At 46.5% G+C, this 26,008-nt stretch carries 20 protein-coding genes, 1 pseudogene and 1 riboswitch; of the genes and pseudogenes, 3 read left to right on the top strand and 18 right to left on the bottom strand.

The annotated features are described in order from the left end of the window. Positions 1–8: 8 nt before the first annotated feature. The 13 genes from ABIC22_RS24665 to ABIC22_RS24725 all read right to left on the bottom strand — a co-directional run bounded on the left by ABIC22_RS24665 (position 9) and on the right by ABIC22_RS24725 (position 15,760). Positions 9–965, bottom strand: a complete 957-nt coding sequence (locus tag ABIC22_RS24665) for an ABC transporter permease (RefSeq protein ID WP_127540206.1) — start codon at positions 963–965, stop codon at positions 9–11. 74 nt (positions 966–1,039) lie between these two features. Then, a complete protein-coding gene (locus ABIC22_RS24670) occupies positions 1,040–2,767 on the bottom strand; it encodes an ABC transporter substrate-binding protein (RefSeq protein WP_354484512.1) in 1,728 nt (575 codons plus the stop codon). 316 nt (positions 2,768–3,083) lie between these two features. Next, positions 3,084–3,650, bottom strand: a complete 567-nt coding sequence (locus ABIC22_RS24675) for an ArsR/SmtB family transcription factor (RefSeq protein WP_354484514.1) — start codon at positions 3,648–3,650, stop codon at positions 3,084–3,086. 478 nt (positions 3,651–4,128) lie between these two features. Then, the gene (locus tag ABIC22_RS24680; RefSeq protein WP_127540212.1) at positions 4,129–5,445 is read right to left on the bottom strand and encodes a hemolysin family protein; all 1,317 of its coding nucleotides are present in this window, start codon (positions 5,443–5,445) and stop codon (positions 4,129–4,131) included. A gap of 433 nt (positions 5,446–5,878) precedes the next feature. Next, complete coding sequence (locus ABIC22_RS24685) at positions 5,879–7,456, bottom strand: sigma-70 family RNA polymerase sigma factor (protein ID WP_354484517.1); 1,578 nt, start codon at positions 7,454–7,456, stop codon at positions 5,879–5,881. Positions 7,457–7,641: 185 nt separating this feature from the next. Beyond that, the gene (gene gerQ / locus ABIC22_RS24690; protein WP_419719979.1) at positions 7,642–8,166 is read right to left on the bottom strand and encodes a spore coat protein GerQ; all 525 of its coding nucleotides are present in this window, start codon (positions 8,164–8,166) and stop codon (positions 7,642–7,644) included. 18 nt (positions 8,167–8,184) lie between these two features. Then, the gene (locus ABIC22_RS24695) at positions 8,185–8,607 is read right to left on the bottom strand and encodes a cell wall hydrolase (protein WP_095287120.1); all 423 of its coding nucleotides are present in this window, start codon (positions 8,605–8,607) and stop codon (positions 8,185–8,187) included. 159 nt (positions 8,608–8,766) lie between these two features. Further along, a complete protein-coding gene (locus tag ABIC22_RS24700) occupies positions 8,767–10,458 on the bottom strand; it encodes a hypothetical protein (RefSeq protein WP_354484519.1) in 1,692 nt (563 codons plus the stop codon). A 204-nt stretch (positions 10,459–10,662) separates the two neighbouring features. Continuing rightward, the gene (locus tag ABIC22_RS24705; protein ID WP_110822147.1) at positions 10,663–11,412 is read right to left on the bottom strand and encodes an SDR family NAD(P)-dependent oxidoreductase; all 750 of its coding nucleotides are present in this window, start codon (positions 11,410–11,412) and stop codon (positions 10,663–10,665) included. Positions 11,413–11,592: 180 nt separating this feature from the next. Next, the gene (locus tag ABIC22_RS24710; protein ID WP_095287123.1) at positions 11,593–11,985 is read right to left on the bottom strand and encodes a DUF2500 domain-containing protein; all 393 of its coding nucleotides are present in this window, start codon (positions 11,983–11,985) and stop codon (positions 11,593–11,595) included. A gap of 478 nt (positions 11,986–12,463) precedes the next feature. After that, the gene (locus ABIC22_RS24715) at positions 12,464–13,729 is read right to left on the bottom strand and encodes a collagen-like protein (protein ID WP_354484522.1); all 1,266 of its coding nucleotides are present in this window, start codon (positions 13,727–13,729) and stop codon (positions 12,464–12,466) included. Positions 13,730–14,133: 404 nt separating this feature from the next. Beyond that, a complete protein-coding gene (locus ABIC22_RS24720; RefSeq protein WP_127535694.1) occupies positions 14,134–14,343 on the bottom strand; it encodes a hypothetical protein in 210 nt (69 codons plus the stop codon). 136 nt (positions 14,344–14,479) lie between these two features. Then, positions 14,480–15,760, bottom strand: a complete 1,281-nt coding sequence (locus tag ABIC22_RS24725) for a VPS10 domain-containing protein (protein ID WP_354484524.1) — start codon at positions 15,758–15,760, stop codon at positions 14,480–14,482. Between the two features lie 314 nt (positions 15,761–16,074). Here ABIC22_RS24725 and ABIC22_RS24730 point away from each other — a divergent pair, with 314 nt between their 5' ends. After that, positions 16,075–17,004, top strand: a complete 930-nt coding sequence (locus ABIC22_RS24730; RefSeq protein WP_354484526.1) for an L-lactate dehydrogenase — start codon at positions 16,075–16,077, stop codon at positions 17,002–17,004. Positions 17,005–17,270: 266 nt separating this feature from the next. Here the strand turns inward: ABIC22_RS24730 and ABIC22_RS24735 are convergent, their stop codons facing one another. The 5 genes and pseudogenes from ABIC22_RS24735 to ABIC22_RS24755 form a co-directional block, all read right to left on the bottom strand. Further along, positions 17,271–18,203 (bottom strand): tyrosine-type recombinase/integrase, encoded by a 933-nt coding sequence (locus ABIC22_RS24735; protein WP_354484528.1) that lies wholly within the window; start codon positions 18,201–18,203, stop codon positions 17,271–17,273. A gap of 88 nt (positions 18,204–18,291) precedes the next feature. Further along, positions 18,292–19,365 (bottom strand): hypothetical protein, encoded by a 1,074-nt coding sequence (locus ABIC22_RS24740; RefSeq protein WP_354484530.1) that lies wholly within the window; start codon positions 19,363–19,365, stop codon positions 18,292–18,294. Positions 19,366–19,628: 263 nt separating this feature from the next. Then, positions 19,629–21,080 carry a branched-chain amino acid transporter BcaP gene (gene bcaP, locus ABIC22_RS24745; RefSeq protein WP_354484532.1) on the bottom strand — a complete coding sequence of 484 codons (1,452 nt, stop codon included), beginning with the start codon at positions 21,078–21,080 and terminating at the stop codon, positions 19,629–19,631. Positions 21,081–21,818: 738 nt separating this feature from the next. Then, positions 21,819–23,192 (bottom strand): annotated as a pseudogene (locus tag ABIC22_RS24750) (amidohydrolase family protein). A gap of 174 nt (positions 23,193–23,366) precedes the next feature. Further along, positions 23,367–23,939 (bottom strand): CGNR zinc finger domain-containing protein, encoded by a 573-nt coding sequence (locus ABIC22_RS24755; RefSeq protein WP_127535701.1) that lies wholly within the window; start codon positions 23,937–23,939, stop codon positions 23,367–23,369. A 161-nt stretch (positions 23,940–24,100) separates the two neighbouring features. Here ABIC22_RS24755 and ABIC22_RS24760 point away from each other — a divergent pair, with 161 nt between their 5' ends. Both ABIC22_RS24760 and ABIC22_RS24765 read left to right on the top strand, forming a co-directional pair. Then, entirely contained in the window at positions 24,101–24,604 is a 504-nt protein-coding gene (locus ABIC22_RS24760; protein ID WP_354484535.1) for a DinB family protein, read from the top strand. A gap of 82 nt (positions 24,605–24,686) precedes the next feature. Next, positions 24,687–24,837, top strand: a riboswitch (FMN riboswitch). 144 nt (positions 24,838–24,981) lie between these two features. Then, positions 24,982–25,962: a DMT family transporter gene (locus ABIC22_RS24765; RefSeq protein ID WP_354484537.1), complete on the top strand. Its 981-nt coding sequence runs from the start codon at positions 24,982–24,984 to the stop codon at positions 25,960–25,962. Positions 25,963–26,008: the final 46 nt, after the last annotated feature.

The raw sequence follows: 26,008 nt of genomic DNA on the forward strand, positions 1-26,008 counted from the left end.
CAGCCTCCCTATTGCAGACGGACACGCGGATCTGCAATGTGATACAGCACATCGGACAGAAGCGTTCCAATAACGGTCAGAATTGCGATAAACATCGTGAAACCCATAAGAAGCGGATAATCCCGCAGTGAAAAAGATTGCATGTATAGTTGACCGATTCCGGGCCAGCTGAATATCTTCTCAATAATCAATGATCCCCCGAATAGAGATGGAAGCTCAAATCCGATCAGAGTGATTGCAGGCAGCAGAGCATTACGCAGAGCATGGGTGTAAAGGACCTTGCTTTCCTTTAATCCCTTGGCCCTTGCCGTGCGAATGTAATCCTGCTTAATGACATCAATCATGTTGCTGCGGAAATAACGGGTAAGTGATCCTACACCGAGCAGAGTCATGACGATCACAGGCAGGGTCATGTGCTGAATCACCTCTTTGACATAAGCCAGACCGGTTGCGTTGCTGCCCGTGGTGATCATTCCGCCTGGCGGGAGCCACTTCAGGTCAACGGCCAGCATTTTGATCAGGAATAGTCCGATAAAAAATGAAGGCACAGACATGGCGGCAAATATGCCAATCATCACTAAGGTATCAAACCACGAATATTGCTTGTATGCGGCAATGACGCCGACGATTACGGCGATAAACCAGGTGAGGAAAGTGGTTACTGCAGCAAGCAGGAACGAGTTCCAGATGTATTCATTGAACAATGCCAGCACCGGCTTCTGCTGTGCCAGGGAATAACCAAAGTCCCCGTGGAGCGCATTTTTCATCCAGATGAGATAGCGCTCTATAACAGGCTTGTCCAATCCGTACAGTTCCCGCAGCTCGGCTTTCCGTTCAGGACTCAGTTTGATATTGCTGGAGATATAGTCACCCGGTGTGAGAGCGTACAGACTGAAGATTAAGACGGATGCTGCCAGCAAAATGACGACCATGTACGTCATCCGTTTCACAATATAAGTACTCATATCTGTCTCCTTATCAATGCGTCCCCTGTATCTGCGATTTCGCAAACACAAGGGACGATTTGTTTAGTTCCTATTTACTTCAGAGACCATTCCGGCAAGCTGGTTGCAATGCCTCGGTAAGGACTGACAGACAGCCCATCAATCCGGCCGTTATAGGCGTAGACTGTCTTTTTGTAACTTGTGAAAATGACGGGCAGCTCATCATTCAGCATTTGATATAATTCTTGGTATACCGCCTTGCGTTCTTCAATGTCCGTTGTCGCCAGGCCTTTGTTGTATAGTTCTTTTACCTTGGGATTGTCATATCCCTTCAGTTCTCCATCGACGAATTGTTGAAGTCCATCTGAAGGGTCTGTCAGCATCGGTGTGGAGAATGAAGCAACATCATAATCACCGCTCTCTACTTTGGACACAAGCGAGTTAAAATCGGCGAATACTTCAGGCTGGAACTCAACTCCAATTGCTTCAAAGTTCTCCTTGGCTACAGCGATGAAGATATCGGTGGCAGGGCTCTTGGTTCCGAGAAAATGAAGAGAGAGCTTCTTCCCGTTTTTCTCACGAATACCATCGGCACCCTTGGCCCATCCTGCTTCGTCCAGTATTTGATTGGCTTTGTCTGGATCATATGCATATGGATTAATGCCCTCTTCTGTATAGGACCAGGAGATTGGCGAAGCGGGAATGTTAGCTACGGCACCTGCACCCTGATTGGCATCCACATAGATGGATTGTCGATCAAGACCATAAGTAATGGCTTGCCGAACTTCTTTTTCCTGCAATTGTTCATGTTCCAGATTAAGCTGTAAGTAGCCATATGTGCTAGGTGTGTAAGGCAGCAGATTAAGGTAAGGGATATTTTTAAGCTTGTCGATGTTTTCCTGGGTAGCCGTAAAAGAAGTGAAGTCGATCTCTCCCGTTTCGATAAACTGCCAGGTATCCCCTTCGGATGTTTTGTAGATAAACTGCTCTGTTTTCGGCTTGCCTTTGTAGTAATATTCATTGGCTACGAAACGAACCTCTTGACCTGGAATGAACTTTTCCAGTTTATAAGGACCGGTGCCTACCGGATTGGAGTGAAGATTTTTGATATAATCCAGCTTCCCGAATTGATAGTCCTTGCCGTAATAGGCTTTGGAAAGCACTTCAGAACCAAGGGTAAGCAGCGCAGTAGCGTTGGGCTTCTCCAGTGTCACGGAAATGGTCTGTGGATCAATCACCTTGATGCCCTCAATATGGTCCGATTTTCCTTCGGTATACGCTTTGCCACCTTTAACCTGTGAAGAGAAAATATCGAATCCGCCGTCATAGGACTTGTCATGCAGAATCGTCCACGTAAAGGCAACATCGTCAGCCGTAAGCGGTGAACCATCACTGAATTTGGAATCCGGTCTCAGGTGAAACGTGTATGTAAGCTCATCATCAGATACATCCCAGCTTTCGGCCAGATCTGCGATAGGCAATCCCTTCTCATCCACTGTAACAAGCGAAGCAAATAACAATGATGCGACATTGCCGTCATAGCCACTCTGATGAAAATAAGGTGTGAAGGCGCCGCTTGGATCTGTAAGCCCCACAATAATCGTATCGGTTCTCTTCTTCGCTGTGTCGGGCAGTTGATTCAGATCTGTTGCCTGAAATGGTGCATCCAAAGCAGACGCTGCGACTGGTGTTGCCTGTGAGCCTAAAGGCGTTGTTCCGCTTGCGGAAGATGTTGTCTCTGTACCCGCACCGCCGGAGCATGCAGACAACAATAGTGTGCTGCTGATTACCAACGATGCCCAAGATAATACTTTTAATCTCATAATGCCCTCCCTAATTGTCATCACTCATATATTTCTCACTCAGCCGATCCTAATTTCAGAACCATTTAAATATGTATAATTCCTATGAAATTAGTAAGGTATAAGTTCGATAAGCCCTATTATAAGAACGCGAATTAGTTCTGTAAATAGAGAACCACAAAAAAATATTTATATTAAACCCATTAATATCCACTTTAAAGCAATAAAATAGCCGTATGATTGCGCGGAAAACCTGAAAAATGTTCAGGCTCATTGCAGCAATCTTACGGCTTTTTGAAAAGCTAATTTTTTTGCAAAAACCACATTTTGATAAAGGTCATTGCTTCAAATAATTCATGACATTAGGCAGAATTTGCTCAAGTGCACGAGGTCGAAGCGTATATTCGACCAGACTTTCACCTTCGAAGTGTGCATACACCAATCCGGCCCCGCGTAGTTTCGAGAGATGATCATGGGTGATTCCTTTAGACAGTTTCAAATGACGAACAATTTCAATGAATGTGCGAGGTCCCTGGTACAGATAACGCATGATTTTCAACCTGTTTTTCTCTCCCAAACTGCGAATTACCCGCAATTGATGGGTAGGAATATACTCCTGATCTCCGGTATACATTCTCGCAGAATAATGGCATACGATTGTATCTCCAAAAGACAAAATGACATTAAGTGGTTGAAAATGAAATTGCGGCACAAGCAGTAATTTCTCGAGTCCATTAAATGGGCGAAACATCAAACCGTTCGTTGCGTCGTCCAGCACCTCATCTTGAGGAGAATGATTCAATTGCTCTCTTCGATGTTGAGCCTCCTGCTGCAAATGTTCCAAAATTGAAAGGTCAACCGAACGGAAATATTGCTGATTCCACTCCGTTAATACATAGGTCATCCTGTTCCTATATGCACTCAAGTCTTCTGGAAAAGGAAAAGGATACCGACCAAGAATAGTTTCTAACTCATCTTCTGTAAGACCGCTGAACCAGTCTATAAACGCTTCTGGCTGTTCAGCCTGTGACTGTAAACAAACAAGTAAATAGGTCCATTTCCAATCATCATCCACTTTCATGTCTTGTAGAACAGTTATAAGATCGGATGATAGCTTCTCTTCTGTTTCCTGCGCCCAGCTTGATGTTAGATCGATCTTTTTATGTGATTTCCGGCATATGTATGTATGCAAACTGGCCATGAACTCAAATACGGGTGTGAATCCCACTTCAATGTGATAGCTAATGATGGTCCCTCCTCACTTGCAAAGTTGCTTTATTATACCCTGTTTCCAGTCATGCACGCCAATGATAGACAGATAAAGGGCCGTACAGTTATTTACTGCACAGCCCTTTACAAAGACCTAAACTTTTATATTGGCTTTAAGCCCCTTCTTCCTCAACCAACATTTCAAGCTTAATGACATTTACCCGTGAAATCCGCTTATGCTCCGTCTCCTGAATGACGAATACATATCCTCCATATTCAACGGATTGACCGACTTCAGGCGGAATCGTCTCCACTCTGGAGTACAGCCAGCCACCAATCGTGTCATAGTCGCTCCGATCCATATCCAGTTCGAATCGCTCACTGACTTCTTCAATCAGCATCATGCCATCAATGGAGTATTCCATCTCATCCACTTTCTCTATGGCAGGACGCTCATGATCGAACTCATCCTGAATCTCGCCCACGATCTCTTCCATAATATCCTCCAGCGTTACCATTCCAGAAGTTCCGCCGTATTCATCAATCAGAATGGCAATCTGTGTCTTGCTACGCTGCATACGCTTCAGCAGATCACTGATTGGCGTCGAATCTGGAACAGCAAGAATTGGTCGGATTACAGAAATGGTATCTGTGAGCTGGGACCGCATCAGATCTTTAATATGAATAAAGCCGATAATGTGGTCCTTGTCACCGTTATAAACCGGATAGCGGGTTCGCATGCTTTCACTGGCGATTTCCAGATTTTCTAGCATGGACTGATTGGCGTTCAGACAGATCATTTCCGTCCGCGGAATCATAATTTCACGGGCAGTTGTTGCCGTAAAATCAAATATATTATCAACAAGCGCCAATTCAGTGTTGTCAATTAAACCGCTCTTATTGCTTTCTTTCATCAGAATGCGTATTTCATCTTCACTATGTGCCGAGTCATGCTCCGAAGCAGGTGCCATTCGAAACAATCTCAGCAGGCTGTTCGCCATACCATTCAAAGCCCAGATAAAGGGATACATCAATTTGTAAAAGAACGTAAGCAGTACCGCAGACCATAACGTGACCGTCTCCGATTTGCGGATTGCCATCGTCTTGGGAGCAAGTTCCCCGAGTACAATATGCAAAATCGTAATAATAACAAATGCAATCACAATCGAAATTCCGTGTACATATACCGGGCCGAGTCCAAACGCAGTAAACATGGGCTCAAGCAAGTGTGCAATGGCAGGCTCTCCGAGCCATCCGAGTCCCAGGGAAGCCAGCGTTATGCCCAATTGGCACGCAGACAGATAGGCATCCAGGTTACGTACAATATTAGAAGCATAGATGGCTCTTTTGTTACCTGCTTCCACCAAAGCCTCAATTCGGCTGCCGCGAACTTTTACCATCGCGAATTCTGCCGAGACAAAAAAACCGTTCATCAATACAAGCAAAGCAATTAAAAATAAATTTAATATACTCGGTAAGGGGTCACTCAAATTGTCATCCTATTCGCCGTCATTCTTCGGCAAATAGGTCCACCTCCTTCGAAAATGTAGGATATTAGCCATTCTGCCGCTCATATGCAGGTTCAACTTCCCAATGCTTCCACCTCCTTCTGGATTGTGTCGAATAAAAGGATATGCTTCTTTTATTATATAACTCTAAACTACACAGTCAATCCGTGTCCTATGACAACGAAATGATGCTAACCAGCAAATTACTTTACAAAGGTAGCGAATACGCCGTCTTATTTACATTTGCTAACTGACTATGTTGAACAGATCCCAAACGGGTTTATTGTTTATATCTCGTGCTCGTTGGGTGTCAAAATTGAATTCCAAGTAAAATGTAAAACGTAAAAAGAGTATTCCCGTTGATATCCAAATTCAGGAATACTCTTTGATGGTAATTCGAGATAAGGACATAACCTTATGTGCTTATTTTGACAGGGAAACGGGACTCCGTATCCCATCGCCATTGCGGTTCTTCGCCTTGTGCGTTCCACAAACCTCCAATCCACATTTCGTCTCTTCGTAATTCCGCATAGTCTGCTTCTTCAGCGAGTACCTGGATACCGAGCTCAGTCAGAGACAAGACTGCATTACGGAAATGTTCATGGTGCTGGGTGAAATCAGGGAACGTATCTGCTCCGCTAATCTGTAGTAGGGCATAGGGCTTCATGGTCATTCTTCTCAGATGTGCCCAATATTCCAAGTCTCCCATTCCCAAAACATGCAGCCGCTCACTCACATGTTTAAAGAGTTGATATGGATGATCGACACCTTGACTCACAGCTTCCAGAGTCGCTTGTTCAATTACACCCAGACCATTCGACTGTGAAGGCAGACGGGTCAAGTGAGCCTCAAATGCAGCATGCGCAAATGGGAGAACCGTACTGTTTTGTTTTAAATAATCCATGTGATCCTGAATATCGGAAGAGGTATACGCTTGCCAGAACTGACTTCCCGCCTGAAGCTCCTCCGTTCCCATTACATGCCACGTACCAGACAAACGTCCGATCTGTCCGGGTGTAAGCTGTCCCAGCCCCCGAAAGTTCTCTATTTCCGGATACGCATCAATACATAACAGATTCAGCTTGGTATCCCCAAGCGATTGACCATTAAAATAGTGCAGCAGATAAGACAACATCGCCTGATCATAGAGATCATATTCAAACCAGAGTACAATCTCCTTGTACTGATGAAACGCATGCAGTTTTCGCTCCAGCTCCGCAATTTGCAGATATTCCGTCTGGGGAATCCCTAATTGCTGTTCCAGATAGGCAGCGCGCTTCCTTCTCTCCAACTCGTTCCCCATATCTTGGACAACAGGACCAAAGGTGTAAAGTTCCCGCCAGACCATAACCTCTCCTTCGACCCCGCTTTGCCGTAAACGATCTGCAGCATGATCTCCATTGGTAATATGCAGCATGCCTTTGCCTCCTTCATAAAGTTCATTAATTACGGTTATAACGTCCGCTACAGGTAATGTACGCCTCAGCTTCGCCCTGGCATCGAACAGCCTTTTCTTCAATGCCGGAACAGATACGCTAAGGAAATCGGAAATTTCCTTAAGCGAATATCCCTGAAAGTAGAACATGTCCACTACATGCTGCATGGATAACGGCAGATTGGATATGGAATCGCGAAGAATCCGATACCGTTCCTTTTGCAAAACAAGCTGTTCAGGGCTATCCCCCTCTTCGCTCGAATCGATGTTGTACAGTAACTCCTGTTCAGGGGAAGTGCTGTGCTGCTTGCGCCTTAACCAACGATAGCACTGTCGTTCAACAATTACTTTAAACCATCCTGGAAAGGCTTCGGCTGTCTCCAGCTTCGACAGATTAGCAAATGCTTCTGTAAACGCCTCCTGTACAATATCTTCAGCCCAGAAACCGCCCTCCAGTTTGTTATAAGCTACAGCAAGCGCCATTCCGCGGAACTGTTTCATTAACTGCTCATATGCCTCAGGCTCGCCCCGGATGGCTCCCTCAATCCACTCGTTCAATGATGTAAACTCCTCTCTGTGAGCGTCTTGCTCAGCTTGTATATGTATAAGTGCCATGATTGCGAGTAAAGGTTACTACAATCTCCATTATAACGAAAAAAACTGTCCCACTTGCGGATTTGATTCCACATGCGGGACAGCCTAGTTAAACATTCTTTCTACAGAAACCCCCGTCTAATAACGAATTAGAATCTGCTTGGAGCTTGAGGATAGTTTCCGACAACGCCCGGATATTGGTACAACAATGGCTCATCAAACGTAGCATAATCGAAGTTAACCATTAACAGCATAATACGTCTTCCTGTCTTAGGATCGCTGATAATGATGTGATCACGACCTGCAGCTTCAATAATTCCTTGGAAAATGCGAGCATTCCATTCTTTGTTACCTTCATATGTCATGTAGAATGTACCAAATTTGCCGAGGTTCAGGCGCAGGATATTTTCGATGTATGATTGTTCAAACTGCGGCGCAGTTGTCGTTACAACTCCACCTGTTGGTGTCATTGGACTGCCGCTGGATACAAGCGGTGGTACGCTTGTGGAGCTTGGTGATACCATGCTTGGAGAAACCATGCTAGGTGATACCATGCCTGGTGTAGGCGACGTCGTAGGCATGCCATTACCGATTTTATAGGATGTTCCTTGAACTTGCGAGTTGGCCTGTTGACCCAGTGCCTGTGTTGTTGGTTGATATGGTTGATTAATCATTGTAATTCCTCCTAAAATTTAATAAACTTCCGGACAATCTTCACCTGTCGGACTGAAGAAACAGTGCGCTTTGAAACGGCCCGTATTTTGCTGGTTATACCAGGTTGGAGGACAATCGCCCACGGGCCTGAAAAACCATAGGGAATTGCTGGCCGGCCAGATCCGTTCTCCATTAATTACACGTTGTGCCAAGCGAATCTCGGATTGTCTCGCCCGCTGATAGAAATAGCCTTTTTGGGTCGATTCGAACCCACCGGGATTCTGGAATACCATACGGTTAATGTCACGAATGTCCCCAAAATCCAAACAGTCCACCAGCACACGGTTCACACCCACATTACCTACGAGCAGCATGCCCTGTTCGCCGTCACCTTCAGCCTCTGCCCTCATCAGTCTTGCCAGCAGCTTGACGTCTTCTGAGTTGGCTTTAATAACAGCCATATTCTGTTTCCTCCCTTGCTTCAGCTCTTCATCACCGTACATCGTATTGTGCAGGAGCCTATTCGGTGACACGAATCCAGCTTTTTTCCACAAAAAAATCCCGGAACCTCACCCCATGTGAAGTCCCGAGATAAAACATTTCCTATATAACCAGCCTAATTAAGGCTTGGCATTAATCCAGTAATCGTAAGCATGTACCATGTTACCTTGGTAGGCTTCATAATCCTTCAGCAGTTCAGGCAGCTTCGCAAGCTGCTGTTCCATCTCGGCAGCACCTTTTTCATAAAATGAGATATGGGCGCCTTCGTGATTCTCTTTCATTTCTACCGAAATCAGCAGCGGCTTGCCCAAACGGTCGGCGATCTCCATCTCCTGTCTGACCACTGCGGCTATGCCATTGGACCCTTCGGCCGAGTTACGGAAAGCCATGAGAGAGACATGATCCAATGTGCGGATCATAAATTCAGTAACAGACATGTCCTGTCCTGGCAAAGGGAAGCTATCCAGCCATACAGCGAGATCGGCACTGGTCTCCAAACTGCTGTCCTTTTTCGTTTCTTCCTGGAAAAAGGAGATATTGGAAGCCCATTCTGTCAAAAGTGCATCCCGGTCGGAATTCCATTCCGGCAGTGTGTAGGGCTCGATATCCAGGTGAATGCCTTTGAATCGTTCTTCGGGTTCAACTTCAGCATTATAATTTTTCACATAATTGATCAGTCGCTCGATCCGTGGTCTGTTCTCGGATCTACCCCAGATGGGATGACCGCCCATGGCGTGAATTTGAATCCCTTGTGCCTGGGCTCGTTTAACAAAACTGCGATAACTTGAATAGGGTTGGTCCAGATCAAGCCGGACATATAAAAAGTTAATATGCTGTTCTGCGGCGAATTCAAGAATATGCTGACCGCCATCATTCGTTACCTGCGAGGCCTCCCAGATGTAAGTTCCGCGAATCTCAGGCTGAGGGGCTGGTTTCTCCGGGGCAATCTCTCCATCCGGTTCAAGCTGTCCCCAATACACGATATCATGTACGGCAGAACCGGCATATGAAGCATGATTACGTAAGGATTCCGCAACCTCTGCCAAGACACTCTCCAGCTGCGCTGCTCCCTTTCCGGCAAAAGTCGTAAATTCTTCACCAGGCATCGGCTTCGTATTCACCCCAACGGTGACTGAAGCACCGCTGGTATCAGCCCAATTCATTTCCTGTTCAATGAGTTGAATAATGCCGTTATTCCCTTGTGCGTTATCGCGGTAAGCCAGTAAAGTAACATGATTAAACTGTTCCATGAACCAGCGTGATAACGGCAGGTTATCTGTATCATCTGTTGTTTTTGTACCTGCGATCGTATAAGAATCCAGCCAAAATGGCAGATCCACATTAATGTCGATGGCACCATTCGCCTCGACCTGTTCAAGCAACAATTTCATATTCGCTACCCATGACTGAACCAAAGGCTCTGAATCGTCTTTCCATGCAGGCAAAACGTAAGGTTTGACATCCAGATGGATGGCATCAAATCGTTCTTCTGCAGCAGCTCCCTGATTATAGTCAGAAACCCACGCAGCCAAACGGAGCATTGGGGCCTCCCGGTCACGAACAGCCCAGGACGGGTCCCCTCCTAGTGCTTCAACAGCAATACCCGCTTTACTGGCTTTGGATATGAACGTGCGATATACCTCATCGGATAAATTCATATCCACGTTGACATAGAGTCTGTTGATCTTATGTTTAGCTGCGTTAGCCAGCAGCTCGTCTCCTCCATCATCTTGGACAGACTTGGCCTGCCATACCCAGGCTGCCCGTATGTCGCCCGTGTCTGCCTCCACAGGCGAAGCCATTCCTGTCATTATGATCCCTCCAATCAGCAGTAATAGGCCAAAGATCTTCCGGGATGAATTCCCGAACATATACTCCCTCCATTCTTGTTCTGTTGTAAAATCACATTCATTATAGCAACCGATTTCTGAATTTCAAATAAGCCCAAGTGCTTAACTTGGGCTTACGGATGCTGGAGCATTCAATTTGTACAACAGAAAGAGGGAATCCCGGTTCTAGTCCTCATATATCATTTTTCGAGTCATGCCCCCATCAATCATCAGATTGGTCCCAGTGACAAAGGTATTGCTTGGATCCGACAAATATAAACATGCGCGGGAGATATCCGAAGGGACGCCTACGCGTCCTGCAGGATGCTGTTCATGATCTTCCGGCTTCAATTCGTCCACATTGCCTGTCTCAATCCATCCCGGACTGATACAATTGACCCGAATACCGTCCTTGCCAAGTGAGACCGCCATCGCATGTGTCAGGGCCACAATGGCACCCTTGGACGCTGCATAGGCCTCTGTCTCAGGTTCAGACATAAACGCACGTGTCGATGCCATATTGACGATAGCGCCTCCATGTTCATTTTGTTTCATATGTTTGGCCGCTTCACGGCTCGCGAGAAAGCAGCTTCTTACATTCGTATTAAGCACATCGTCCCATTCCTCCAAGGTCAGCTCGTAAGGAGACTTCCACCTGGCTACGCCGGCATTGTTCACCAGGATGTTGATCTGTTTGAATTCTTCGATGGTTGTGCGAATCAAATTCGTAATATCCTGCTCCTTGCGAACATCGCACTGAACGAAGATGGCTTCGCCGCCTTCATTGCGAATCGAAGCAGCAGCAGCGGCGCCTTCTGCCTCTTGGTAATCGGCAAGTACAACTTTGGCACCAGCAACCGCGTAAGCTTCGGCTACGCTGCGTCCGATCCCCTGAGCTGCTCCCGTAACAACAACGACTTGATCTGTAAATGACATCATGAACTCCTCCTCTATTAATACGCTTCTGTCATCACATACGAATATGTCGAATCAAGAAACCTTATTGTTATAAAGACCCTCTCCTTATATAAAAACACGATACCACCTTTAAGAAACGCTTGTCCAAGAAAATTAACATTAAAAAAAGCTTACGCACTATGGCGCAAGCCAGCCGGATTATCCGCGTACACGTTCTGAATACAGGCGGTTGTAGCGCTCGAAGCCTATATACCGTGTTCCCTTGAAAGAAAGACGGCCTTCATCTCCTTCGGAGCACAATCCGTACTCTTCTCCGTTCACCTTGAACTCGAGCCGATCTCCGCTCTCTACTTCAAAGGTAATGTAATACAGCGTACGGGCTGAACTGCCTGGTTCAGCTTGCGACTGACTGATCTGCATCCTTCTGCCCGTTATTCGCGAAGGTACGGTAAGCAGTGGCTCGGCGTTGTTGCGCCCCCATCTCCATACTTCTTTCCCCACAGACAGAAGAACAATACCTATAATCAGAACAAATACGACTGGAAAGACGGTTCCGAAAAAGTCAAACATCCAGGATGATTCAATGCCCATGTCTCTCCCCTCCGTTCTTACACCTAGGACAGCCAGAGTCTTGACCCGTCTCCTGTACATGTATATGCGCGAGTAATATGGAACTTGTTATCCGATTCAAAATCCCAAAGCAATGTGTGGGAACACCGCCCGGAATAGGATCCTTGAACGTTATTGCTAAACAGAAGATGACCCTATGTAACGAAAACTTCGTTTTCCGCGTGCAGTGTTTTCACATCCAGGAATGTTCTCTTCTTCATTTTATAGATGTGGACCATATCCTGATTACATTACTATATGCCGAAATCATGATCTCCTCGAAACAAAATCAGCTCCACAACGCGTGTACATCTACCTTTTCTCCTAATATGAATACACGGCTCCAACTGAGATAGCACTCTCAAACGTGGGTGCTATCCCAGTTAAAGATACCTTGCTTCACCTTTTTATTTTTAGGTATTGAAACCCAAAAAGGTGAAAGATGAGATTTCATTTCTTGTTAGGCCAATTGTGTGATTACAAGATGTGCCGAAACAGGTCTTGTTCCACCAGCAAGAGGTGTAATCGTTAATGCAGTAGCATTACCAGCCGGATTTCGCACGGTTAGGATTGAATTAATGACAGTCGTTTGTACCAAGGCTACCCCTACAATCTGAGACGTTCCTGTTGCCCTCCCAACTACGGTCGGAGCCAAATCAGCACCATTGAGAGTTAAAATAAGTTGGCCTGCTTCATTGATGCTCACTTGAAACAGCACTTGATACGTGCCTATTGCTGCCAGATTGAATGAACTGGGTCCTGTTCGACTTATAGTTGTTCCGCTAGTTGGTCCATTTTGTGGAAAACTTACATCAGTGCCCGGAGCAACAGTAGCTGCATTATCAGGAGGCATCAGAGCAAAAAAATCGGCGAATCCCAGGACCCCGCCGGCAGCACCAGTGGCACCCGTCGGGCCCGCTACTCCGGCTGGACCTGCTGCTCCAGTGGCACCCGCCGGGCCTGCTACTCCGGCTGGACCTGCTGCTCCAGTGGCACCGGCCGGGCCTGCTACTCCGGCTGGACCTGCTGCACCAGTAGGACCCGCCGGGCCTGCTGCACCCGCTGGACCTACTGCACCGGCTGGACCTACTGCACCGGCTGGACCTACTGCACCGGCTGGACCTGCTGCTCCAGTGGGACCCACCGGGCCTGCTATACCAGCTGGTCCAGGGAAACCTTGTGGTCCAATGGCTCCCGCTGGTCCAGGCTCGCCTTGCGGTCCTTGAGGTCCTATTAGCCCTTGTGGTCCGGGGATGCCCTGTGGTCCCATCGGACCTGCCGGACCAGCCTCACCCCGAAGGCCTTGTGCACCGGCTGGGCCAGGCTCGCCTTGAAGGCCTTGAGGTCCAATGAGGCCTTGCTCTCCAGGGGTACCCTGTGGCCCCATCGGCCCTGCAGGGCCAGCTTCGCCTTGTGGACCTCTTGCACCAGCTGGGCCAGGTTGCCCTTGAGCTCCTTGCGGACCTGAAGGTCCTCCTGCTGGTCCCGTTGGTCCAGGTGGTCCTTCAATACCTTGTTTCCCTTGAATTCCCTGCACACCCTGAGGACCAGGTTGCCCCTTAGGACCAACAACAGTTGGAGTAGAAACATTAACTTCAGGTGGAGGACATGTTACTCGTACTACTTTTTTAACAACTTTTACTCTCCGTTCTTTTCTTTTTCCTTTTGGCTGACATACAGATATGACTTTTTTCTTGCGCCTCTTTTTCTCTTCCGGACTACCCAAGTGTGGACACCTCCCTATGAACATAGATTACTGTACGTAGGTAGTTAGTTTGACGTATGGACGAACATCTATATTTAGCTAAACGGGAACCTAACTTTAAGAAAAAGGGCTACTTCACATGGAGGCTCTGTTCGTGAAATGCTGGAAAAGCCTTTATGAAGTAACCGATCTCCTGCCTTGGTAATACCTAAGTGTACACAAATAGACTCGAAAGATTGATTTGTAAGAAACACTACAGCAAATAGGATTGATACTCTCCTAAATAAATATTGCTTTTGGATTCAAATTGAAGTTCAAATCGTATTAGGTACTTGGAGTGCGTTAAGTATAATTATTTCAAATAAAAATCGCCCCCAATCGGGGGCGATCCGTTGATCTACCTACTTTTTCAGCTTGTTTGTTATTTATGCATACATCAGGTTCATGAAACCGCGAGTTGCTTCTGCTCCCTCCGCTTGTTCGGGTTCTTCTGGCTGTGCGTATTGTGCCATGCAGGCCTTCACTTCTTCTTCGGTTGTGCAACGGTTGGCATCATCGCAATTGTAGCATAAGTGAAGCATGTATCTCGTTAATTCGTCCGCCTGCGTGAATTGAGTTTGTTCATTGGTTCTCATCTTCATCACTCCCATCTCTTCTTGAATTCAATATAACATCATTTAATATAAGTTATTGTGATTTATTTCACAAAGTAGATAAAAAGAAAAGAAACACGACGGTTTCTCTTCTAAATAACGTCTATATTTAGCTTACCTACAGCACTTTCCACTGCATACCACCATCCACAGTCTGCAGGAGCAAGGATCTCTTGGTATCCGTATTCTCTACCAGAATCCAGCCCAGTTTCGAGGAAACCATCTGCAGCTTCACGATCTCCGGATAATCCTCCAGAATACCGTCCAGGACTTTACTGCCCGGAAGTGCCTTCCAGCTTTTTCCCGAATCCTTGGTCTGGTATGTTGTGCCCGACTGAACTACCCATCCTTCTGATGCATTCAGGAAAGCGGGAGTCAGATTACGATTGATTCCCTTCTGCTTATTCAGGCCGAAGGTCGATAATGTCCAGCTCTTACCTCCGTCATCAGTGAAGTATCCGTTGAACTTGGTATAATCTCCGCTGGAACAGGTTAAAGGCATCCAGGCCCCTTTCGCTTCCCGACCAAAAAACTGAGGTGAACCAATGTTGAAATTGCCACACCCATTGAAGTCGTTCCGGTCAAAAAATGTTGGTCCGGTCTTCCAATTCTCTCCGCCATCTGTTGTGACATACAGCTTCGGAGTTCCAAATTCAAGGGCTGTCAAGAAGCCGTGTTTCGGATCAGAAAAAGTCAAGCCCGTTGTATATCCACGTGTCGGAATCTCGGCCGAAGCCGGCTGAACGTCCTCATCACTGGATGACATCTCCTTCCAGGTGATGCCTCCATCCTCGGTAACATACAGCTTTTTATCTTGCTTCCCGATGGAGGTATCCACCGTAGTCAGAATCCAGCCTTTCTCCGGGGATACAAAGGATATGGCAGTGACTTTGTCCGTCTGGGACAAGGAAGACAAGCTCCAGCTCACTCCCCCATTATTGGTGCGCAAGACCATCGTATCGGTTCCGCCCAGCCCTTCACGAACGATCCATCCATGGGTACGATCCACAAAATAAATACTTTGCCCATACTGCGGGTTGGCCGGAAATTGCACGTTCTCTGAAGGAGAAATATTCGTCCAGGTTACGCCCTGATCCTGAGTGTAGTATAAACGCAGTGCGTTTCTCGTAACACCCCACGCCAATCCTCCGTTGTCATTAAGCAGCTGGAAGTCGGTCAGACGTGTCTGGATCTGGTATTCCGCCGTATCCGTAGTCGCTTGCGTACTGTTATCAGGAGGAACAACCGTTAATGTCTGTCCGGTATTTCCGATCTCTTCCTGCTCTTGGGGCGGTTCTGCCACCGGGGTCTGACCTGTGTCGGTGCAGGCAGCCAGTAGGGCAGCTATTCCTATAGACAGCAATGCTGTCTGCGCGATTTTGGTCCATTGCAAACGCAAGTGGAGTTCACCTCTCTCATCCAATAGCAGGCGCGCATGCCTGTCCGATCGGTATACATTTTACGATTCATTCGAATCCACTTCTCCCATTCTACCACAAACCATGTCGAAAAGGCTCATCTTGGGTAACAGGGTGTCAAAAGGGAACCCGTATCAAGTACTCGTTCCATAGTTGGATGCCCATGCCATACTTTCGACTCAATCTTCCTTAAACAGACAACGAAAGTGAAATATTTTATAGACATCGCTTTCTTTTCAAACATTTATACCTTAATATGGATGGAAGTCTACCCCAAAAAGGAGAGGATATGAACATGGTAAACAGTGCTTTGCTCAAGCCGAGTCGCGTAGTCATTATTGGCATGGGCGCGGTGGGAACAACAACGGGATATACGCTGATGTTAAGACAGCGCTCATCCGAGTTGGTATTTGTGGATGTGAATCATGATAAGGCTACAGGCGAAATGCTGGATATGAACCACGGGCTTCCATTTACCGGAGGCGTCAAAGTATGGGCTGGTGACTACTCGGACTGCAAAGACGCGGACATCATTATTATTACAGCCGGGGCCTCCCAGAAGCCTGGTGAAACCCGCATTGATCTGCTGAAGAAAAATGCCAGCATATTCAAAGATATCATTGAACGTATTACCGAAGTGAACTCTCATGGTATTTTGCTCATAGCCACCAATCCTGTAGACATCTTATCTTATACGTCCTGGAAACAGAGCGGCTGGCCTGCTTCACGGGTGATTGGCTCCGGTACCTTGCTCGACAGCGCCCGCTTCCGCTACCTGATTGGTAAAAACAAAGGCATTGATCCCCGCAGTATTCATGCACACATCATTGGGGAACATGGTGATTCCGAAGTACCTGTATGGAGTTTAGCCAACGTGGCGGGAATAGATCTGGATCTCGACGAGGAAACGCAGCGGGATATCTTTGATCGCACCAAAAATGCGGCTTATGAGATTATTAATGCCAAAGGAGCCACTTCCTATGCAATCGCACTTGCTTTGGATCGTATTGTAGCAGCCATTTTGGGCAATGAAGGATCGGTCCTAAACGTATCTACATTGCTGGAGGACTACAATGGCGTTTCCGATGTTTATCTCGGAGTTCCATGTGTGGTGGATCGCAACGGAGTACGTGAAATATTACCGCTTCCACTGAATGAGACAGAGAAAGTCGCTTTCCAGGCTTCAGCAAACAAATTAAAGGAACAGATTGCAGGATTGGAATAATGTCATTATTTTAATATAACCAAAGGACCATCTGGATCGCATATCATGCTGATTCGGATGGTTCTTTCGTATGAAATCTATAATCGGTGGGCATATGATATGGTTCATTATCAATCGGTTTACATAACATTAGTTTCGTTAACCAAATGGATGTATTTGTCTTTAACCACACCCCGAACGAATACTGCGATTCATTGAATTGTTGATGTTGCACTCCTCGAAAATAAAAAAACCTGCCCTCATGGACAGGTCTGGATTGATACACGTTACTTTTCACTTGCAAACTCCGGAAGTTTGACGTCCAGCAGAGCCATCGCCTCTTCCTTCTCCCGACTGGTAACGTGCGTATAAACGGTTGTGGTTTGAATCGATGCGTGACCGAGCAATTCCTGAACCGTACGCAGATCGGCGCCGCGCCGCAGCATCATGGTTGCGAATGAGTGTCGCAGCTTATGGCTTGAATAGTGCAGACGCTGATGAGTCGGAGACTCCAGTTGAAAACGTTCGAAGGTTTCCGTCGATATGAGCTGAATACTGCGAATGGATAATCGCTTCCCTTTTTGCGAAACAAACAAAGCTTCTTCCTTCGCCCGCCATGGAGATAATCTCTCTTCTACCGCTAAGGTTAACAGCTCAGCAACCATCTCCGGAACAGGGAGTGTACGCCATTTACGGCCTTTACCGAAGACGTCCAGCGTGCGCCGCTCCGCATTATAGTCTTTACAGTTTAGCGCATGGACTTCACCAACCCGCAATCCCATATAACCCATTAACAGAAAGATCGCAAGATTGCGTGTACGGTACTTTCCTTCTACCGATTGCAGGAATCGTTCCAGACCGCTCTCATCCAGAAAGACGGGGGCCCGATTTTTCTCGGTTTTGGATTTTTTGATTCCTGACGCAGGATTATTCGTTAACACTTCCAATTCAATGAGCGACTTGAAGAAGCAATTTACCGCTGCATGTTTACGATTTCTCGTCGCATCACTAACTCCACGTTCGCGGGCACGTGACAGAAATGATAAGACATGCAGCTTCTTCACCTGCTCCAGTGACTTTCCTAGAATAGAAGAGAGAAATTCGGCGACGTCACCCGTATATGATTTTACAGTGTGTCCCGTGTAACCGGCGTCTTTCATCCATATGTGAAAAGCTTCAAGCTCATCAGCGTATTGCTCCTGAATTTCCTCGCTTATCATCGGTATTCGTCACCACAATTCATTCTAGTGTATAAGTAAGGCGAGCCATTTCGCTCACTTTATGTTCCTGAAATAAACTTTGTTTCATTTAATCAACAATGACGACATCAATGAGTGGGCTGATCTCCTTCGGACGACCTTCGCTGCGCGTTAGCACAAAGGATGGCAGCGGATTTTCATACAAACCGTTAACCGATTCGCAGATCTGTACATACAGGTCCATATGCAACGTCTCCCCTTCCCCTGATACATCGATCACGGGCCAATCCTTCGTGGTACATGCTGGCCAGTTGGCCAGTTCATGAGCAGGTACGATGCTTAACTGCTGTACAGCCGGTGCAATCCGGTAAACGCCTCTGAACTCAGGCTCCTCACCAAGCTTGTCCACTGCAAGTATGGAAGCCGCTTGCTTGTCGGGTGCTGAGTATATTGAGTAACACCACGGAGATACGCCCCACGCCATAGCCATGAGTCCTTCCTCCAATAAAGTGTCCGAGAGGTCACCCTCTCCGAATTGTTCAATTAAATTGTGATTACCAGAACCAATCAGCTCTTCCACTCGTTTTGACATGTGCGGCAGATCTGCCAATATAAATCCACCACTGCCATACCCGTCAAATACATGATGATCTCTGCTCCATGTGGATGAAACGGCAGATGAATGCCGATTTGCTTCTGCTGGAAATAAATTCATTAATACCGTAAGGACCTGAGCGTATTTTACCATAGCTTCTTGTTCAGGTTCCAGAGGACCTTCGGCAATCCGGGGCGTCTTCAGGTGCAAGGAAATCCGAAGCTCGTAATTACCTTCTGCAAAATCGGTCCATCCCCACTGTATAGGCTGCTGGATCCCATCTATGGTGTCTAAGAAAATCGTGCTTTCAGGTTTCAAAGAAACAGGATATTGAACGTAACCCAGTTCCTGACCATATATGATCGCAGCGTCATCCCGGTGAATCGGCGCATCAAGCTGCTGTGCAATAACGGATACTTTGCGTCCATCTTTCAACTTGCGATCCGGGTCAATTTCCAGCTGAGAGGCATCCTTCCCCTCAGGATGTGAGATATTCACTTTTGCCTCTGCAAGTACGACAGAGTCTGCTAGTGCAAACCCGAAATTCGGATTCAGGTGAAGCTGATTCGTATGTATTGGTGTGTTCATGATACATCCCCTCTCCTATGTCTGATGGCATGTCACATCCCTCAATATATGTCATATTTGGACTGGCCGCAACCCCGAGCTGGGTATGGTCGAGTATGGACATGTACTTTAATAGATACCCGAATATAGGTCTTAAGCCAACTTTCTTTTTTTATTTCTACCTTCGCTTTATATAGAAAACCCCATATTGCTCTAGTCTAAGCTAGGCAGTATGGGGTAGTGAGTGCATCAGGAATATCTAGTGATACAAAGCCATTTATTTATTATTTATTTCCCTTTGGCTTGACCGGCTGTTGATCAACGGTTTTTGATCCCCGCCGCAGAGGATTCAGGTGACTGTAGTGACGTCCATACATGAAATAAATGATCAAACCGATAACCAGCCAAGCGAAAAACGTGATCCATGTCAAAGCAGCTAGGCGGGTCATCAGATATACACAACCAATTGCACTCAGTATCGGAATCCATGGAACAAAAGGCACCTTGAAGCCGCGTTTGAGATCAGGGTTGTTTTTTCGCAGAACGATAATGCCCAGACTTACGACTGCGAATGCAAACAATGTACCGATGTTGGTAAGCTCAGCCAAATGACCGAGTGAGATGAACCCTGAGAATAGCGCAATGATGATACCTGCCACCCATGTACCTGTCGCTGGCGTTTGACTTTTACCACTGATTTTTGAGAATACCGGGGAGAGCAATCCGTCACGTGACATGGAATACAATAGACGGGTCTGCCCATACATCATAACGAGCAGAACGGTTGTTATCCCGGTGATTGCACCAAGAGCCACAATCCAGGACAGCCCATGCAGATTCACGAATTCAAACGCAAAAGCAACCGGATCACTAACATTCAGCATGTGGAAAGGCACGATGCCTGTCAAAATCAAGGATACAACGATATACAGCACGGTGCAGATCGCCAAGGAAGCAATAATACCAATCGGCAAGTCCCGCTGAGGTCGCTTCACTTCCTCCGCTGCCGTGGAAACCGCGTCAAAACCAATATAGGCAAAAAAGACCGTCGCCGCACCAGCGGTTACTCCTGAGATGCCAAACGGCAAAAACGGCTGCCAATTGGAAGGCTGTACATAAAACACGCCCACTCCGATAAAAATCAGCACAACAATAATTTTGATCGCCACCATAATGCCATTGGCACGGGCTGCCTCCTTGACTCCACGGGTGAGCAGAAAGGTGATCAGTAACGTGATGGCTGCTGCGGTAACATCGAAATAGGTCCCCTTTTCAGGATTGTATGCACTGCTGAGTGCATGCGGCAGCTGTAATCCGAAGCCTGACAGCAGCGACTGAAAATAACCGGACCACCCGCTGGCCACGGCCGCACTGGCGAATCCATACTCCAGAATCAGATCCCAGCCTAGAATCCAGGCAATGACTTCACCAAAGGCAGTGTAACTATACGTGTATGCACTCCCTGAAGCAGGTACGCTGGATGCGAATTCGGAATAGCATAGTGCAGCGAATGCACAGATGATGCCTGCAAGCAAAAAAGAGAGCACCAATCCAGGACCAGCATAATTTGCCGCTGCGACTCCTGTTAATACAAAAATCCCTGTACCGATAATTGCTCCTACTCCAAGCGTTGTTAAGTCCAAAGGACCTAGCGCTCTTTTTAACGCACTATTTTCTTCTCCGAAGGCAATTGGTTTTTTCCGAAGCAGCGAAGATTGTTTCTGATTCTCTGACATAGACATGTTCCTCTCATTACAAATGTAGAATGAAGTATACCTTCCAAGCTGCTTCATCTCGATCTGTTCTATAAAAAAGTCGTTTGTTCTATATTACCGATCACCTACAAAAATCTATCGTATTCTACACGTTGTCGCGTTGCTATACTAAATTTATTTTTGATCACTGTACTATTTTGTGCTTTCTAGGCGAATAATATCATGAACTGATGGATTGGTCGCATAATGAAAATCGATTTAAAACAAAACTGCGTATAATTTATATTATGCGCAGTTTTTTGAGTGCTTTTACAAAGGCATAAACCACTTTAACTCGTTGTTATAAGCACTTTCGTAAATAAAGGGTTTTTTCGTCTTTTTCTGCTGTCACTTCGCGCCATAATTCGTCTGAGGGCTACGTCTCCATCCCCCTGCTCTCGTCTATAGTTAACTTCTTTTTGTTTAGATATAGAAAAAAGCCGCTACATTTAGCGGCTCCTTTCAATACAATTTATTCTTGTGTCAGACAGGTGTCTCTCGACAAATGATTTGGCTATACGATTTATATCATCTTTACTCCCAGCTTAAATCTTGCCCATTGGTTTCAATCACCTTTTTATACCAGTAGAAACTGTTTTTGTTATTTGTCAACAACCCTTGCTTTAACACCGATTGGTTCTGTAAATACGACGAAATGGATTCAACAAAAATGAGCCGTGCTTAAGTAACGGCTCTTTTACTTTACTTCTGCCCGATCCTTTAAGAAAATACAATCCGATCCGCATCAGACATCCGATACTGTGTTAATAAATATTCCTTACTTTCCATCGCTTTGCTTCGAATGTCGTCCAGGTTCACATGCAGCAGCTTACCATTTTGCTTCACAAGTTTTCCTGCAACAAAGACCGTGTCCACATTGGATGGATTGGCGAATTGCACAACAGCACCGATTGGATCGTGAACGGGGAACAAATTCAGATCGGTTGTACGAATCATAATTAAATCCGCTTCTTTTCCCGGTGTGACTGAGCCTGTTTTTCGCTCCAGCCCTAAAGCCTGTGCACCAGCCGAAGTTGCAAACCGCAGTACCTGACTCGCTTGCAAACTCAGCTCTCCCGGCATTTCACCTTGCGCCAGCAATAACTCGTTCGTTCTGGAACGCTCAGCTTGCAACGCAAATTTCATCTGTGAAAACATGTCTCCACCTGTCGAAGTCACCACATCCACTCCAAGCGTTGGCGTGCCACCATGTTCCAGAAAATATCCTGTAGCAGGATAACCATGTCCCATCATCATCTCTACTTCAGGCGTAACTGACAAAGATGCTCCAGTGTCTGCCAGCATTTTGAATTCATCCATGCCCATCGTATTGCCGTGAACGACATTAATTCGCGGGGTAAGCAGCCCTGCCTCGTACATTCGGTTAATGGAACGATCTGCAGATCCCCAGCTGCCAAACCCGACATGCATCGAACAAATTGCGTCCAGTTCTTCTGCGAGCTGAATGTCCTGCACCGTTGTATCCCAGTGGCTAAACTCTGGGCCGCGAATAGCAAGTCCATACGTGACCAATTGGTCACTAGAGGAGAAATAACGCTCCTTCACCCCTCTGATATTCTCCGGGTATGAAAGGGTACTTTCTCGATTCCAATAGTCGGTTTCCCCTGGAACACCGTGAGCAAAGACAGCCCGGATCCCTGCATCCTGCAGCCCACGAATAAGTCCATCGGTATGATCAGGTGAATATGGCATACTCCAATCAAGTACCGTCGTCACACCCGCGTTAAGCGCTTCCAAAGAACCCAGAAGATTGGCAATGTAGCTGTCCTGTGGTCGAAGCTTGCTTCCCATGGCACCATAGTACAGATTTTACAGATACACGGGCAGCGACCAGTTCGTTCCAGCCGTTTTCACAAGAGATTCCCACATATGCCGGTGTGTATCCACGAGTCCAGGCATGACAATCATGTCTGATGCGTTGATCACCTCAACATCTGCATCTGACACCTCGATATTCGGTTGCACGGCTGCAATCAACGAATCCTGAATAAGTACATCTGCCCTATTAAACTGACCAATACGAGCATCCATCGATAATACACAACCGTTTTTCAATAGATAACCTGTCCCCATGAGACACCTCTCCAATCGTAATGGTTTGTAAAATGATCTGATCCGCATTGCTTGTCCTTACATATAATTTATGACTATATTTTCGCTAGTATATATATATTATATATCAGGTGTTAATATTTATCAAATCTGGACACCAAACTCCTATCTATAGTGATAACTAGTCTTACATCGTTAAACTTCATTCTTATCTCCGTTGGATTCCAGCTTACGTTTCGCTCGAAAACGTCTCACCTTCATTAGATTACCGCACATTTTATCATCGCAATATTTCTGTGTCCTACTGCGAGTATCGTCATAGAAGATCCAGCGGCAGTCCGGGTTGTCACAGCATCGAATTCTCTTTCCATCGCCCTCCACCAGTGTAGTTGCAAAGTCAGCAGCGACTTCTGCCATCACCTGAAACCAATGCGCATGGATGGGAACCAGCTTAACATCCAGTCTTTGATCCTCTGAAATTAGTTGTCTGATTACCCCACCACACCGCATAGAGTCATTTAACCATGCTTGATCCTTCTCCGTTAGGGGCGTTCCCGCTGACAAACGGATAGCCAGAAACTGTAACTCATCTCTAAAGCTTCTCATGGCGGATTCCTCTTCAGTCGATGCCGGAACTTGTGCTTCTAATTGCCAACGATTCAAGAAATCCTGCTGCCAGCCTGCTTTTCCCAGTCTGTCTTCAGATCGATCCCCGCCACGCCAATCATGATAGTCGCTATTTACAAAATCTGTCCATAATCTATCCATCTATACCTCCGGCATTGTAACTATCTAATTTTAAAAAAGATGGTTACTTTCTTTTGAATTGTGTTATATTAATTGTAACCATTTCAAACCATATTAGCTAGTTACAAGCATGAAGACGCAAGTCATGAGATGAGTTCCACAAGAGAGGAATGAACTTAAAGATGACGTCTGTTACAACTGCATTAGATGTGTTGGTTATTCAAAAAGAAGACACCTGGGATCAATGTAACTGGATCGTCCCATTGTCAAAGGCGATTGAAGGGCTGACCGCAGAGCAAGCAGGTTGGATCCCTCCTTCAGGAGGACTAAGCATATGGCAGCTGGTCAATCATATGTATTATTACAACGAGCGGATCTTAGAGCGTCTTCAAGGTCATGCTCCATCTGTACCCGCAGCCGAATCGAATGAAGCTACGTTTGGCAAACCGGGTGACCCCTTGGACCAAATTGGCTGGAGCCAACTAGTGGAGCGAACCACTAAGCTGGCAGAGCAGTTGCACGATAACCTGGTTACGTTACAGGTTTCCAGACTTGAAGAAGCCTATTTGGATTCCGAACAAAATTGGGCTCAAACGCTTGCCCGCTGGGTTCTTCACGACGCTTATCACGCGGGTCAGATTGTACTTCTTCGCAGGCAGCAAGGAAGCTGGAACATCATTTTCTAAAAAAATGCTTGAACTGCTAGCGCTTACAGGAATAAGATGAACTTATTAATGTTACAACTTGTACTATAACCTATAAATTGAATAGGATCTTCGGGGTAGGGTGCAATTCCCGACCGGCGGTGATGTTCCAATTGGAACCAGCCCGCGACTCGCTGTTGACTGCTTAGGACAACAGCGACTGACTTGGTGTGACTCCAAGGCCGACGGTACAGTCCGGATGAGAGAAGATCAACACATGACATACCGCCTATGGGAAGGTTTCTTTCCTGACGATATGTTCATGGATGAGCCCCCGTTTATTTGGTGTATGCCAAAACGGGGGCTTTTGTCGATTTTGCCAACTGAAGATTCCGTGTTCTGACGAAGGAGTCCTGAATATGGAAAAGACACAGCATGCATCAACCGTTTATCGCAAGGAACGAAGCAATACCGGATTTTGGCTCGTTGTTCTCGGTGCAGCCCTATGGGGCGTAGATCCATTGTTCCGCATCATTTTGCTGCAAACGATGACCTCTACTCAAATTGTACTGGTGGAACATATTATCGTGAGCTTAGTCGCTATACCTGTCTTATGGAAATTCCGCGCCGACCTGAAAAACCTTCGAGCCCGTCACTGGATCGCCGTTATCTTTATCTCATGGGGCGGCTCTGCACTGGCAACGGTATTATTCACGCTCGCACTGACACACAATGATCCGAATACCGTTTTGTTGCTGCAAAAAATGCAGCCCATCTTCGCGATTGTTTTAGCTAAGTTCTTACTGAAGGAAACACTGCCCCGCCGCTTCGGCTGGTTATTCGTTGTTGCTCTTATCGGAACTTATCTGCTTACATTTGGGTTTACGCTTCCGCTTGGAAACTGGAACAATTGGATTCATGCGGGCAGCCTGTTGTCACTTGGCGCTGCTGCCTTATGGGGCGGTTCTACGGTGATGGGCCGACTGATGCTGGGGCAAACCCGTTATGAGACGGTCACCTCCCTTCGTTTCGTCGTAGCTCTGCCCTTGCTGATCTTCATGACCTGGAACGAAGGTGCAGCGTGGACCTTGCCATCCGGTGCAGGAGAACAGGCAGCTGTTGCGCTCAACATTCTGGGGCAGGCGCTACTGCCAGGTTTACTGAGTCTATTGTTATACTATAAAGGTCTCTCGACCACCAAAGCTTCCGTAGCCACACTGGCTGAGCTGAGCTTCCCAATGGCGGGTGTGCTTGTGAACTGGATTGCATTCCGAACGCTCATCACATGGGAACAGCTGCTTGGATTCATTCTCATCTGGATTGCTTTGTTCGCTATATCCAAACAGCAGGAACGATCTACCACAGCTGCTGACGCAGCTCCTAAGCTTCGGACAGAGTAAGAAAGATCTTATTTATATCTTAAAGGCATTGCACATCCTTCTGGAT

Source organism: Paenibacillus sp. PvP094 (genome assembly GCF_040546835.1).
Classification (GTDB): domain Bacteria; phylum Bacillota; class Bacilli; order Paenibacillales; family Paenibacillaceae; genus Paenibacillus; species Paenibacillus illinoisensis.